The organism is Streptomyces sp. NPDC104096 (assembly GCF_055584385.1).
Map to the genome: position 1 here is coordinate 1 of NZ_JBVJMD010000107.1, position 13,341 is coordinate 13,341.

At 69.0% G+C, this 13,341-nt stretch carries 12 protein-coding genes and 1 pseudogene; 9 read left to right on the top strand and 4 right to left on the bottom strand.

Annotation, left to right across the window (positions count from 1 at the left end; genetic code table 11):
- Positions 1–541: peptidoglycan DD-metalloendopeptidase family protein (locus ACZ60B_RS41595; protein ID WP_469396947.1), on the bottom strand; the 541-nt coding region annotated here is incomplete at its 3' end.
- A 321-nt stretch (positions 542–862) separates the two neighbouring features.
- Between ACZ60B_RS41595 and rpsB the strand changes: the two genes are divergently transcribed.
- From rpsB to ACZ60B_RS41625, 6 genes are all read left to right on the top strand, one after another.
- On the top strand, positions 863–1,768 hold the full coding sequence (gene rpsB / locus ACZ60B_RS41600; protein WP_469396949.1) for a 30S ribosomal protein S2: 906 nt from the start codon (positions 863–865) through the stop codon (positions 1,766–1,768).
- Between the two features lie 94 nt (positions 1,769–1,862).
- Positions 1,863–2,699, top strand: coding sequence for a translation elongation factor Ts (gene tsf, locus ACZ60B_RS41605; protein WP_152894564.1), 837 nt, complete (start codon positions 1,863–1,865; stop codon positions 2,697–2,699).
- Positions 2,700–2,901: 202 nt separating this feature from the next.
- Positions 2,902–3,660, top strand: coding sequence for a UMP kinase (pyrH, locus tag ACZ60B_RS41610; RefSeq protein WP_392622992.1), 759 nt, complete (start codon positions 2,902–2,904; stop codon positions 3,658–3,660).
- A gap of 184 nt (positions 3,661–3,844) precedes the next feature.
- Positions 3,845–4,402 (top strand): ribosome recycling factor, encoded by a 558-nt coding sequence (frr, locus tag ACZ60B_RS41615; protein ID WP_351604624.1) that lies wholly within the window; start codon positions 3,845–3,847, stop codon positions 4,400–4,402.
- Positions 4,402–5,691 (top strand): phosphatidate cytidylyltransferase, encoded by a 1,290-nt coding sequence (locus ACZ60B_RS41620; protein ID WP_469396953.1) that lies wholly within the window; start codon positions 4,402–4,404, stop codon positions 5,689–5,691. Before frr ends, ACZ60B_RS41620 begins: the two co-directional genes overlap by 1 nt.
- A gap of 169 nt (positions 5,692–5,860) precedes the next feature.
- Entirely contained in the window at positions 5,861–6,532 is a 672-nt protein-coding gene (locus ACZ60B_RS41625) for a GNAT family N-acetyltransferase (protein WP_469396955.1), read from the top strand.
- Positions 6,533–6,753: 221 nt separating this feature from the next.
- Here ACZ60B_RS41625 and ACZ60B_RS41630 read toward each other — a convergent pair whose 3' ends face one another.
- Both ACZ60B_RS41630 and ACZ60B_RS41635 read right to left on the bottom strand, forming a co-directional pair.
- Positions 6,754–6,828: a 50S ribosomal protein bL37 gene (locus ACZ60B_RS41630; protein ID WP_100661309.1), complete on the bottom strand. Its 75-nt coding sequence runs from the start codon at positions 6,826–6,828 to the stop codon at positions 6,754–6,756.
- A 105-nt stretch (positions 6,829–6,933) separates the two neighbouring features.
- Positions 6,934–8,406 (bottom strand): sialidase family protein, encoded by a 1,473-nt coding sequence (locus tag ACZ60B_RS41635; RefSeq protein ID WP_469396957.1) that lies wholly within the window; start codon positions 8,404–8,406, stop codon positions 6,934–6,936.
- An 892-nt stretch (positions 8,407–9,298) separates the two neighbouring features.
- Between ACZ60B_RS41635 and ACZ60B_RS41640 the strand changes: the two are divergent.
- Positions 9,299–9,880 (top strand): annotated as a pseudogene (locus tag ACZ60B_RS41640) (DUF6461 domain-containing protein); the annotation flags it as partial.
- 127 nt (positions 9,881–10,007) lie between these two features.
- Positions 10,008–11,264: a Na/Pi symporter gene (locus ACZ60B_RS41645; RefSeq protein ID WP_469396959.1), complete on the top strand. Its 1,257-nt coding sequence runs from the start codon at positions 10,008–10,010 to the stop codon at positions 11,262–11,264.
- 456 nt (positions 11,265–11,720) lie between these two features.
- On the opposite strand, the gene ACZ60B_RS41650 is transcribed toward ACZ60B_RS41645, so the two are convergent.
- Positions 11,721–12,149, bottom strand: a complete 429-nt coding sequence (locus ACZ60B_RS41650) for a DUF7144 family membrane protein (RefSeq protein ID WP_469396961.1) — start codon at positions 12,147–12,149, stop codon at positions 11,721–11,723.
- Positions 12,150–12,656: 507 nt separating this feature from the next.
- Here ACZ60B_RS41650 and ACZ60B_RS41655 point away from each other — a divergent pair.
- On the top strand, positions 12,657–13,076 hold the full coding sequence (locus tag ACZ60B_RS41655; RefSeq protein ID WP_469396963.1) for a hypothetical protein: 420 nt from the start codon (positions 12,657–12,659) through the stop codon (positions 13,074–13,076).
- Positions 13,077–13,341 lie beyond the last annotated feature (265 nt).

Below are 13,341 nucleotides of genomic sequence, written 5' to 3' on the forward strand. Positions count from 1 at the left end.
GGGGGTCCAGGTAGCTCCGCCCCCTGAGCAGGCCCCAGTGCACGCAGCCGACCGGACAGTGCCCGCCGGTCGCCTCCACCGTGCCGACCTGGTCCGCAGCCGTCAGCAGGTCGCCCTTCGCCACGGACGGCCGTACCGGCTCGTAGGTCGTGCGCAGGGGCGGCTCGCCCGTACCCGCCAGTTCCACCGCGACGACACCCCGGCCGGCGACGCGGCCGGCGAAGGAGACCCGGCCCGCGGCCACCGTCCTGACCGGCGCTCCCGGCTCGGCCGCCAGGTCGACACCGCGGTGACCGGGGCCGTAGTCCGTCGCCGGGGGCTCCCAGCCGCGCAGGACCTGGGGACGCAGCCCCACCGGCCAGACGCGCGCGAGGGCGGGCACCGGGTCCGGGAGCCGGGGCGGGGCACCCGCCCGCACCGACGTCGGCAGGATCGCGGCGCTCGCGCTCGCCGTCGGCGCCGGGGCCGACAGGGCCAGGGCGGGCAGGGTCAGGGCGGGCACGGCCGCCAGGGCCAGTGACGGCAGGGCGGCCGGGAGCAAGGGAGTCAGGCGCGACCGTCGTTTCGTTCGCGTCCGGAGTGTCAAAGGCATGCGAGAACCGTCCCGCAGGGCATCCGGACATGACCGGCATCTGTGGACTACTCGCCGGTTGTGGACAGCGGCGTCACCCGTCGCCTCCCCGGTCCCGTACACTTCTTCTGGCGATCCGGGTCACCGGGTCGACTTCGCACGCCCCGACAGGGCGGCCGGCAACGGTCCCTGTCAGCGCCCCTCGGTCCTTTGCGGCACGGCGCACCGCGGGCGTCAGGCGCGGATGCCGTCCGGTATCCGCGGCAACCGAGAAACTCAAGGAGAACGGCCATGGCCGTCGTCACGATGCGGGAGCTGCTGGAAAGCGGCGTCCACTTCGGTCACCAGACCCGTCGCTGGAACCCGAAGATGAAGCGCTTCATCTTCACCGAGCGCAACGGCATCTACATCATCGACCTGCTCCAGTCGCTGTCGTACATCGACCGCGCCTACGAGTTCGTCAAGGAGACCGTCGCCCACGGCGGCACGGTCATGTTCGTCGGCACGAAGAAGCAGGCGCAGGAGGCCATCGCCGAGCAGGCCACCCGCGTCGGCATGCCCTACGTCAACCAGCGCTGGCTGGGCGGCATGCTCACCAACTTCTCCACCGTCTACAAGCGTCTGCAGCGCCTCAAGGAGCTCGAGCAGATCGACTTCGAGGACGTCGCGGCCTCCGGTCTCACCAAGAAGGAGCTTCTCGTGCTCTCGCGCGAGAAGGCCAAGCTGGAGAAGACCCTCGGCGGTATCCGCGAGATGCAGAAGGTGCCCAGCGCCGTCTGGATCGTGGACACCAAGAAGGAGCACATCGCGGTCGGTGAGGCCCGGAAGCTCAACATCCCGGTCGTCGCCATCCTCGACACCAACTGCGACCCCGACGAGGTCGACTACAAGATCCCGGGCAACGACGACGCGATCCGCTCCGTCACCCTGCTCACCCGTGTGATCGCCGACGCCGTCGCCGAGGGCCTCATCGCCCGTTCCGGCGTCGCCACCGGCGACAAGGGCGAGAAGGGCGCGGGCGAGCCGCTCGCCGCGTGGGAGCGCGACCTGCTCGAGGGCGAGAAGAAGGCCGACGACGCCGAGGTCCAGACCTCCGCCGAGACGGAGAAGGTCGCCGACGCCGAGCAGGCCGAGGCCGAGGCCCCGGCCGCCGAGGCCGCTGCTGAGGCCCCCGCCGCGGACGCCGAGCAGGCCTGACCCCCTCACTCCTTCGGGTCCGGACGGCGGGGGCAGCACAGCCCCCGCCGTCCAGCCCGTAGATCTTCAGACTCCGAGAGAGATTCCAGGAATCATGGCGAACTACACCGCCGCTGACGTCAAGAAGCTCCGCGAGCTCACCGGCGCCGGCATGATGGACTGCAAGAAGGCGCTGGACGAGGCCGAGGGCAGTGTCGACAAGGCCGTCGAGGCGCTCCGTATCAAGGGCCAGAAGGGCGTCGCCAAGCGCGAGGGCCGCTCCGCCGAGAACGGCGCCGTGGTCTCGATCATCGCCGACGACAACTCCTCCGGCGTCCTCGTCGAGCTGAAGTGCGAGACGGACTTCGTCGCCAAGGGTGAGAAGTTCCAGGCCGTGGCCAAGGCCATCGCCGAGCACGTCACCAAGACCTCCCCGGCCGACATCGAGGCGCTGCTCGCCTCCGAGATCGAGCCCGGCAAGACCGTCCAGGCGTTCGTGGACGAGGCCAACGCCAACCTCGGCGAGAAGATCGTCCTGGACCGCTTCGCGCAGTTCGGCGACGGCTACGTGGCCGCGTACATGCACCGCACGATGCCCGACCTGCCCCCGCAGATCGGTGTCCTCGTCGAGCTGGACAAGCCGAACGCCGAGGTCGCCCGCGGTGTCGCCCAGCACATCGCCGCCTTCGCGCCGAAGTACCTCGCCCAGGAGGACGTCCCGGCCGAGGTCGTCGAGTCCGAGCGTCGTATCGCCGAGGAGACCACCCGCGCCGAGGGCAAGCCCGAGGCCGCGATCGCGAAGATCGTCGAGGGTCGTCTGAACGGCTTCTTCAAGGACGCCACGCTGCTCGGCCAGCCGTACGCGCTCGACAACAAGAAGTCGGTCCAGAAGGTTCTGGACGAGGCGGGTGTCGCCCTGAAGCGCTTCACGCGCATCAAGGTCGGCATCTGAGTCCGTATCGCGATCGACGCGCGACTCCTGGCGGAACTTCGCTAGGGTCGAAGCAGTCGTCCGCGTACGGCGTCGTCACGCACGCGCGTGACGGACGACAGCAGATCTGACGAGGAGGCCATTGCCGCGCACGGGTTGCGAACCACATCCCACCGGCAATGGCCTTCTTCGTATGTGCACCACGTGAAAGAGGCGGATCTCCATGACCACGAAGGCCCAGAAGAGCGACGACGGCAAAGTAGGCGGCCGGTTTCTGCTGAAGCTGTCCGGAGAGGCCTTCGCCGGTGGCGGGGGCCTGGGTGTGGACCCCGACGTGGTGCACAAGATCGCCCGGGAGATCGCGGCCGTCGTCCGTGACGGTGCGGAGATCGCGGTCGTCATCGGCGGCGGCAACTTCTTCCGTGGCGCCGAGCTCCAGCAGCGCGGCATGGACCGCGCGCGCTCCGACTACATGGGCATGCTCGGCACGGTGATGAACTGCCTCGCCCTCCAGGACTTCCTGGAGAAGGAGGGCATCGACAGCCGGGTCCAGACCGCCATCACCATGGGCCAGGTCGCCGAGCCGTACATCCCGCTGCGCGCCGTGCGGCACCTGGAGAAGGGCCGCGTGGTCATCTTCGGCGCCGGCATGGGCATGCCGTACTTCTCCACCGACACCACCGCCGCGCAGCGCGCCCTGGAGATCGACGCCGAGGCCCTGCTGATGGGCAAGAACGGCGTGGACGGCGTCTACGACTCCGACCCGAAGACGAACCCGGACGCGGTCAAGTTCGACGCTCTCGGCTACGGCGAGGTCATCACCCGCGAGCTCAAGGTCGCGGACGCCACCGCCATCACGCTCTGCCGCGACAACAAGCTTCCGATCCTGGTCTTCGAACTTCTGGCGGAGGGCAATATCGCGCGCGCCGTCAAGGGTGAGAAGATCGGCACGCTCGTGGGTGACCAGAGCAGCCGGAACTGACCGGAGCACGACCTCGTCCACGGGGACGACACCCGTCCGGGGACGGACGGGACGGCCCCCGACCGGGGGATGGACAATGTCCTGCCGGTCGGGAACCGTGCAGGAAGAAGACGCGACGCAGCCGGCCGCCGGGTCCCCGCAGGGAACCGAAGCCGGGCCTACTCAAGACACGCAGGAGCAAGTGGTGATCGAAGAGACCCTCCTCGAGGCCGAGGAGAAGATGGAGAAGGCCGTCGTGGTCGCCAAGGAGGACTTCGCCGCGATCCGCACCGGCCGTGCGCACCCGGCGATGTTCAACAAGATCGTGGCCGACTACTACGGCGCGCTGACGCCGATCAACCAGCTGGCCTCGTTCTCCGTGCCGGAGCCGCGCATGGCCGTCGTGACCCCGTTCGACAAGAGCGCCCTGCGCAACATCGAGCAGGCGATCCGCGACTCCGACCTGGGCGTCAACCCGAGCAACGACGGCAACATCATCCGGGTGGTGTTCCCCGAGCTGACCGAGGAGCGCCGCAAGGACTACATCAAGGTCGCCAAGACCAAGGGCGAGGACGCCAAGGTCTCGATCCGTTCCGTGCGCCGCAAGGCCAAGGACGCCATCGACAAGATGGTCAAGGACGGCGAGGTCGGCGAGGACGAGGGCCGCCGTGCGGAGAAGGAGCTCGACGACACCACCGCGAAGTACGTCGCCCAGGTGGACGAGCTCCTGAAGCACAAGGAAGCAGAGCTTCTCGAGGTCTGATGAACGACTCTTCCTGGGGAGCACCGCCCCGAGCCGGGTACTGGGGGCCGTCCGACCAGGGGCCTGCCCAGGGGGCTGTCCCGGCGGGTCCCGCGTACGATGCGCCTGAGGCGCAGCACACTCGCCCCATGCCCATCGTGCCCGGCCTGCCCGCGTACGGCGGCGACCAGGATGACGACCGGGGGGCCGCTTCGTCGAGCGGCCCCCTGTTCCGGGACGGGCCGTTCAACGACCAGCCGTTCAACGACCAGCCGTTCAACGACCAGTCGTTCCAAGACCAGCCGTTCCAAGACCAGCCGTTCCAAGACGAACCCTTCCGAGACCAGTCCTTCCAGGACCAGTCCTTCCGAGACCAGACGTACGGCCAGCAGCCGTACGGCGACGAGATCCCGTCGGCACAGCCCCCTGCGGCGGTGCCGCAGAAACCGGAGCCCATGCCCGACGCCTCTCACCCGGCGCCCGCACCGCAGAAGAAGAGCGCGGGCCGTGACCTGGGCGCGGCCATAGGCGTCGGCGTCGGGCTCGGTGCGGTGATCATCGCTTCGCTGTTCGTCGTCAAGGCCGTGTTCGTCGGCGTCGTGGCGGTCGCCGTGGTCGTCGGCCTCTGGGAGCTGACCAGTCGGCTCCAGGAGCGCAAGGAGATCAAGGCCCCCCTCGTACCGCTGGCGGTCGGCGGCGCGGCGATGGTCGTGGCCGGCTACGTCAGCGGGGCGGAGGGCGCCTGGGTCGCCATGGCCCTGACCTCGTTGGCCGTACTCGTATGGCGGATGACCGAACCGCCCGAGGGCTACCTCAAGGACGTCACCGCGGGCGTCTTCGCCGCCTTCTACGTGCCGTTCCTGGCCACCTTCGTGGCGATGATGCTGACGGCCGACGACGGACCGTGGCGGGTCCTGACGTTCCTGCTGCTGACGGTGGTCAGCGACACGGGCGCGTACGCCGTCGGCTGGCGCTTCGGCAAGAACAAGCTGGCCCCGCGCATCAGCCCAGGCAAGACCCGCGAGGGACTGCTGGGCGCGGTCTCGTTCGCCATGGTCGCGGGCGCGCTGTGCATGCAGTTCCTGATCGACGGCGGCGCGTGGTGGCAGGGGCTCCTGCTGGGCCTCGCGGTGGCCGCCAGCGCGACGCTCGGCGACCTCGGCGAGTCCATGATCAAGCGGGACCTCGGCATCAAGGACATGGGCACGCTGCTGCCGGGGCACGGCGGCATCATGGACCGGCTGGACTCGCTGCTGCCCACGGCTCCCGTGGTGTGGCTGCTGCTCGTGATCTTCGTGGGCTCCGGCTGACGGCCGCTTCCCCCCGCCTTCGTCACCACCCCTTCCGCGGCTGCGATCACCTCGTCGTGATCCGTGCCGCGGGAGGGGTGGAACGTTTTTGCCGTGCACGGGTCCGACCCCGGTCGTCCCGGGTGGAAACCCACTGGCCCGTGCGCGCGGCCGCGCCTAGCATCCCTCCATGATCGAGAACACCGGGACCGCGGACGCCGAGAACGACATGGACGACCTGGACCGGGACAGCGATGCGGACCACGAGGCCGGGGCGGTCCGGCAGACAGTCTGGCGCGCCGGAACCGTAGGCCTCGCGGCTCTCGACGTGGACGACGCCGACCTGCTGCACGGCTGGCGTTCCGACCCGGTGACCGCCCATGAGATGGGCATCTGGCCACGCTCCCGCACCGCGACGCGCGAACGCGTCGAGCGCGACTGCGATGACAACGACCGTGACGACTTCCTCGTGCTGCTGCCCGATCGCACCCCCATCGGCCACGTCGTCCTCAGCAACCAGGACATCGGCGACGGCACGGCGGAGGTGGAGCTGATGCTGGCCCCCGGGCATCGCGGGCAGGGCCATGGCTCCGCCGCCCTCGACGCCCTGGTGGACCTGGCGTTCGGTGAGCTCCCGCTGTACCGGCTCGCGGCCGAGACCCACACGGACAACGCCCCCGCCCTCGCCGTCCTCGCCAGGTCAGGCTTCGTCCAGGAGGGCGTCAGCCGTGCCGCCTGCCTCCACCGCGGCCGCCGCCACGACATCGCCGTCCTCTCCCTCCTGCGCCCCGAATGGGAGGGGCTGAAGCGTCCTCGCGCCTGGGAGGCAGCCGGGGAAGCCTGGGGCACCGAGGACGCTTGAGACTCCTGGGCCTCCTGGGCCTCCTGGGCCTCCTGGGCCTATGGGGCCGCCCAGGCTCCTGGGCCGCCGGAAGACCCGCCCATCGCCGTAGAGCCGGCCCTGGTCTCGTCGGGGCCGGCTCTCTGTTCGTTCCCGCACGGCTGGTTCTTGATCCCGATCCGACTGGCGAAGGCATGGGTCCTCGGCCATGTGCTCAAGGCGGGTCAGGTGGGTCAGGCGGCTCAGGCGTTGGGGCGCTTGCCGTGATTCGCCTTCTTCTTCTTACGGGCGCGTCGCTTGTTCCCTCGCTTGGCCATGGTGCATATCTCCCTGTTTCCGGGGGTTTTGTGCCCTCGCCAGTCTAGATTCGGCGCAGAGCGCCCGCATCAGCGGTACGCCGGCCGCGTCCGCGTCCGCGTCGGTCAGCGGGTGCGGAGACTGCCGGTGTACACGTCCGTACGGTTGTGTGGTGCGCCGGAGTGGGTCTCGGTGAGCACCGCCCGTACTCCCTTGCCGTCCGCCACCAGGCCTTGGTAGTCGCCGAGGAAGTAGCCCCCGGCGAACGGCGCCTGCAGCCAGTCGAAGACCCGCGAGATCCGTCGCTCGGTCCGGAGCTTCGGATTTCCGCGCCGCAGCGTGGCCAGTTGGTAGGCGGTGGGCAGGGTGGTGGTGTTGCCGGGCCTGAGGAAGCGCAGGTCGTAGTAGGTGAGCGCGACCGTGCCCCGCTCGGCGACCGCGATCGACGGTGAGAAGGCCGGAACGCCCTTGGGGCTGATCAGCGCCGGGCTCCCCCAGGTGCGTCCGCCGTCGGTGGACCGCACGAGCTGGACGGAGTCGAACTTTCCACCGGAGAAGTCCGAACCCTCGTAGGCCATGTACAGCGTGCCTGTCCTGGGGTCGACGGCCGGGCTCGGCAGGGTGGACGCGGCGCGCAGCAGTTTGGTGGGGTCGTTCGGGTCGACCTCCGGTACGGAGGTGTCCCGGGCCACGGTGACCGGGGCGCTCCAGGTCTCTCCGGCGTCGGTCGAGGCGACCATCTCGTAGCGAGCTTCGGCGACGGTGCTCAGGTCGTCGGAGTAGGTGATCCGGTCGAAGAAGTCGTACAGGGTGCCGGTGCGCCGGTCGACGACGATCAGATGACCGATGGTCTGGGTGTTGGGCACGCTGCTGGTGTCGACGAACGGCCGGGCCTTGCTCCAGGTGCGGCCGCCGTCGCGGGTGAGGGAGATGTAGCCGGGACCGTCGAGGGAGCTGGGGCCGGGCGGGTCGTTGTCGAGGCGGTTCCAGACCTGGTAGGCGGTGCCCTTGCGGATCGGGTCGGCGGTGAGTGAGGGCTTGTCGTTGAAGAACGGCTGCTCGTCGACGTGCGTGGTGGTGAGGTTCCGCCAGGTGCGACCGCCGTCGCGGGACGTGACCGCCAGGAGGGCGCTGCGCGTGCTCTTCGTGAAGTCGACGCCCTCGCCGCCGGCGTAGACCGTGCCGTCCGGTCCGGCGCTCACCCAGGGGTCGGTGGCCCGTTCGTAGTCCGCGCCGCCGGGGGCGCACAGGCTGAACGGCAGCGTGCTCCGGTGGAAGGTGCGGCCGTCCGTGGTCCAGCCGGCCACCAGGCCACGGGCGCCGCCGTCGTTCCAGCGGTCCTGCTGGAACACGGTGACCACGCGCTTGGGGTCGCGCGGATCGACGGTCAGGTACGGCTCGACCTCGGTGCCCGGGTAGACGACGCTGTCGGGGGACCTCGCTCCGATGGTGCACTTCGCGTACGGGTCGCCGTGGGACACCTTGACCAGTGGTGTGCCGTCGGGGTTCCGGTCCGCTGCGGCGGGAGTCGCGCCGGTGACCGTGACCAGCAGGAGCGCGGCGGTGGTGACGGCGGTCAGGGGCAGGAAGACGCGCATGCGGGATCTCCTCCGGGCCTGTCGGCCGAGGTACGGGACCGCCGTCATCGGGGCGGCCTGGGACGCGGAGGCGCACGGGAACGCGAGGGTGGGGCGACTCCGCTTGGTCCTTTTCGGCGTCGCGGCCGACGCCCTTGATGGGCCGAACGACGGAGCCGTCCCCGAGGCCGTGGAGGAGCACGGCGGAGCCGACCGGCGGAGAGTCGCCGATCTCCCAAGGACTGCTGGAGGGGCGTGCCGGATCGGGTACGTACGTCGTCGCGAGATCGCCTACGAGATTCCGATCAATCGTCGATCGCCGGTGAAGCCAGGGGCGGTCGAGGGGTGTCGCTACGCCGTCCAAGACCATTCACGGGCCGTCCCTGGGCCGCCCGAGGACGACCGACGACGACAGAAGGCCCCCGCAGGTGAACACCCCCACCCCGTTCCGGCCTGGGGCACCCGAGTGGGTCTGCCACACTGGACGTGTTATGCCTGCACCCGGAGAACGGACCTTCTCCGGGCACGAACAAGCCCCCTACCAGCGACGATGTCGCCAATAGGGGGCTGCTTTGTACCCGCTGGGCCGTCCCTGGGCCGTCAGGGTTCCCGGTCCGTGCCGAAGGCCCCGTCCAGGGCCCGACGGGCGCGCTCGCGGCTGCTGGGCATCAGGTGGGCGTACACCCGCAGCGTCATCGCCGGGTCGCGGGTCCCCGGCAGTCTCTTGGCTCCCGCCGGATGAGGTCGGTGAGCGCATGTCCGAGACCTTCACGGTGAGGCCCCTGGACGCCCTGGACGGCGACGGCCCCCACCGCTCTGTAGGGTGCGGCACCATGACTCCTGACGCCCCCGGGACCCGAAGCGCGGCGGCGCTGAGAGCTGGGAAGACCTCGTCGCCCGATACGGGTGGGCCGATGCCGACGAGCCCGATGCGTACACCTTCTCCGTGATCGCGGGGAAGACTGAGGACGAGGTGATCCGGGCGTTCGGTGGCGATCCCGGAGCCTCACGGCTGATGACATTCGCCGAGACCGTCGAAGAGCAAGCAGCCCACCTCTATGAGGACTACGAGCTGCTTCGTGTGCTCACCGTCGACCGGCATGTCATCGCCGTCGAATGGGGCTTCCACGGCAGCATTCCGGAGGTCGCCAGACGAACGTCCGCTGACGGAGGCGAGTTCTTCAGCGTCTACCGGAGTGTGAACGCCAGGTACCAGGTCATGCACGCCTTCGATGGCCGCGTGGACGGCCTGTTCGATCCCTTCGAGCTGGAGGACGCGGCCTGGATGGAACCGGAACCGGAACCGGATGTCCCCGCCTGGGCAGAAGGGGTCGTCTTCCACATGGGGACCCTGTGCGCCGAGTCCTCCGCGCTCATGGAACGCACCATGGGCGTGGCCGTCGATCCCGGGTGGATGGACACGGCGCTTCGCACCGTCCGACTCACCTCACCCTCTGAGCTCTTCAGCCAACCGGAGGCGGCATGGCTCCCATGAACACGGCCGCGATGGGCTGATCTGCCAAGAGGCCAAGGCGCAGGTCGCCGGCGACACCAGCCGCCCGCTGTACACGTACGGCGCTCAGCTACGCGCCCCCCTCGTCAGGAGCTCGTAGCCTTGGTTCATGGCGGCAGCCCCATCCGACAGCGGGCCGGACAACAGCCACAAAAAAGGTGAAACCTCCGGGCGAACCCCTTCCGGCGGTTCGCCGCTCACGGCCCCTGCGGCCGAGAGCAACGCCGGAACCATCCAGCTCCCCGCTTGGGCCAAAGCCCTCGGCTGGTGCGGTGTAGCCGGACTGATCTACCTGCTGGTCTGTGCCGTAAGCATCATCAGTCGCGGCTTCGCGGGGCTGGGCAGCGACGCGGCGCACACCATGTTCGCCTTCGCCGCGCACCCGTGGGTCGGGCTGAGCGTCGGCATCCTCGGTACGGTCCTGATCCAGTCGTCGACCACGACGACGGCCGTCGCTGTCACCGCCGTAGGGTCGGGCGCGCTGCCCATCCAGGGCGCGATCCCCATCATCCTGGGCGCGAACGTCGGCACCACGGTGACGACGAGCCTGGTCGCACTGACCTTCATCGGAAATCGCACGGAGTTCCGCAGGGCGCTGGGCGCGTCCACCGTCCACGACTTCTACAACTGGCTCGCACTGCTGATCTTCTTCCCGATCGAGCTGATCTGGCATCCGCTGAAACACATCAGCGGGACGTTGACCGATGCGCTGTACGGCACGGACTGGCTGCCGAACCCGGCTCACTTCAACTTCATCCGGGCGGCCACCGGGCCGGTGGAGCACGGGGTGATCCACGCGACCTTGCACGTCAGCAGCACACTCGGTCCGCTGTTCACCATCATGATCGGCGCCGTGCTGATCCTGGTCGCCGTCCGTTACCTGGGAAAGCTGCTCAAACTGCTCATGGTCGGCAGAGCCCGTGACATTCTGATCAAGGCCGTGGGCCGCAATCCTTACCTCGCCATGGCGTCGGGCATGGGGGTGACCGTCGTCACCCAGTCCTCGACCATCACCACGTCCGTGCTGGTCCCCTTCGCGGGAACGGGCATCCTGACACCGGCGCAGGTGTATCCCGTCGTCGTCGGCTCCAACCTCGGCACGACGTTCACCGTGGTCTTCGCGGCGTTCGCAGGCGTCGGACAGGACGCGAAGATCGGCCTGCAGGCGGCCTTCGTGCACCTGATCTACAACCTCTTCGCGATCGTCGTGATCTACGTGATTCCGTTCCTGCGCCCCGTGCCGCTGTTCTGCGCCGAGAAGCTCGCCCGCGTCGCCTCTGAGCACCGGTGGGTCCTCGCCGTCTACCTCGCCACCGTCTTCATCGCGCTGCCCGCCCTGGTCATCGTGCTGGTGGGTGTGCTCTGAGGGCGGCGCCCGACGCGGAACCCGTCGGGGCTCAAGCCCCGGCTGCGCTCCGCCGCGGGCGCACTTCCCGGCTCCGCCGCGGGCGCCGCTCCTGCCTTCGGCCCGCTCCGCCCGCGCTGCGCCGACGCGCGCCCACATGTGGACAGGGCCGGTGGCCATGAGTCGAGCACCGCGGAGCGCGGCCAACGGTCAAGGCGATGCCTCCGGCGGGGGATCGGCCGGCACCGGGGTGGAGGGGGCGCCGTCGCCGACCGAGGGTGCGTAGTGGCGTGCGCGGGGAACTCCCATCCCGTCCACCGTCGACCCAGGCGGAGCCGAGCAGACGCGGCCCCCGGCGTCCAGGTCGTCCGTACAGTGGCGCGCTCCACCTGGACGCCATGGACCACGCCCGCTCCACGGTGTGTGGGTCGACGGCGGACGGGATGGAAGCTGGGGTGAGTAGTGGGCTGAGGTGTGTCACCAACCGCCGTTGGTTCCGACGTGGAACCTCGTCAGCGCAAAGATGATCAGAAGGTCAAGTGCCATCATGGGGATGGCCCACAGCGGGTAGTACGGAACGAACATGAACTGGGTGATCAGGCTGATCGCTGCCGCCACTGCACCAGCCCCGCGACCCCAGCTCTTGTTTGTCACGACCCCCAAGCCGGCAATGACGAGTGCCAGTCCGACCACAATGTGAATCCAGCCCCAAGCGGTTAGGTCGAACCGATAGGCGTACTGGGACGCGGCGAACAAGTTGTCCCCCGCGATGCCGGATGCCCCCATAAGAATGCTGAGCGGCCCGCTGAGCATCAGCACGGCCCCGGCGAACATGGACGCGCCGCTGAGTCTTTCGCTGTCCGGCCCCTCGTGCCCTCTCCGAGCCTCGTTCGACATCGCTGCCATGGCCGTCACCTTCCTGTACAGCGTGCTCACCGACGCACAACGCCCATGCGACGCCAACCACGCTCCTCTGACAGGATCACCGCGATCCCTCGGCACCGCGACCGCAACCCGCCATGGGGGCGTGGACTCCTACCGCACTGGCCGGTGACCTTCGGCTACTGGCGCCTGACATCAGTAGCTGACACCAACAGAGACGAACGGCTGCGGTCAGGGCTGAACCTCAGTGGACCAGCGATCCAGGCCAGACGGCGCTTGACGCAGTACACCCATCCGACGTGATCGACCTGATAAGGATGAGGCAGGACCCCGAAAACTCTGGGCTAGAGGACGCACTTGCCGGTCAGGGAGTTCCCAAGCCAGATCGCGCCCGTTCGACCTGGACGCTGGATGGGGCGAGCCTCGCCGAGGTGCTGCCCAAGTCGCGGTGAGCTTACGGGCCCCCGGTCTCACCCCAGGCCGGCTCCAGCCCAAAGCCGCTACGCCGACCTCCGCTGTACGGTGCCCCCCGTGAACGAAGAGAACGAATGGGGGCTGCGACCTCTCACCCCAAGCGAGGCCAACCGTCTTCGGGAGCTCGCCGAGATGGTGGGGAGGGATCTGGGCCGATTCGGGCTAGCTATGTACAACCGTGAGGCCCCGGACTGGGAGACGGCGGCTGGCGGGCTCGAGATCGAAGTGGACGCGTTCGACGATGCCGCGGGCGGGATCTGGCTCCACTGGCAGGTACACCCTGCCCTCCGCCGTGCGAGCAGCGAGGCCCTGGACAGTGGGAGGCTGAACGATTCAGTGATCGAGGCTGCGGGGCACATTCAGGAACGGATGGCGTCAGCAATCCTGTCCATGCTGGAAGCGCTCGGATACGTCGCCGAGGACAGTGACGATTGCTATCGGCCCTTTGCGATCAAGGTTCTCTCTGGACCCCGTTGATTCCACTGCCGTGCCCCTCGCGTGCCCCATCGAACGGGGACCCCGTGCCACTCTCGTGCCAGAACGGGCGGGGAGTCAGGGGGAATCACGGTGCACAGGGGTACGTGCCACCCACTCCATCCAAGGCTGGGAATCCGCAGGTCACGCCATGGACCGCCCCACCTCGCTCCTAGGTTCTGTCCCGCCGATCATGGGTGCGGGAGGATGCCGTCCATGACTTGCGTCCGAAGGGGCCGTGCCTCGTAGAACACCAGCTTCACTTCGG

Coding starts and splice junctions, on each gene's coding strand:
- pyrH (WP_392622992.1), top strand. CDS start 2,902: ATGACCACGAAGGCCCAGAAGAGCGACGACGGCAAAGTAGGCGGCCGG.
- tsf (WP_152894564.1), top strand. CDS start 1,863: ATGGCGAACTACACCGCCGCTGACGTCAAGAAGCTCCGCGAGCTCACC.
- ACZ60B_RS41620 (WP_469396953.1), top strand. CDS start 4,402: ATGAACGACTCTTCCTGGGGAGCACCGCCCCGAGCCGGGTACTGGGGG.
- ACZ60B_RS41635 (WP_469396957.1), bottom strand. CDS start 8,406: ATGCGCGTCTTCCTGCCCCTGACCGCCGTCACCACCGCCGCGCTCCTG.
- ACZ60B_RS41650 (WP_469396961.1), bottom strand. CDS start 12,149: ATGGCAGCGATGTCGAACGAGGCTCGGAGAGGGCACGAGGGGCCGGAC.
- rpsB (WP_469396949.1), top strand. CDS start 863: ATGGCCGTCGTCACGATGCGGGAGCTGCTGGAAAGCGGCGTCCACTTC.
- ACZ60B_RS41625 (WP_469396955.1), top strand. CDS start 5,861: ATGATCGAGAACACCGGGACCGCGGACGCCGAGAACGACATGGACGAC.
- ACZ60B_RS41645 (WP_469396959.1), top strand. CDS start 10,008: ATGGCGGCAGCCCCATCCGACAGCGGGCCGGACAACAGCCACAAAAAA.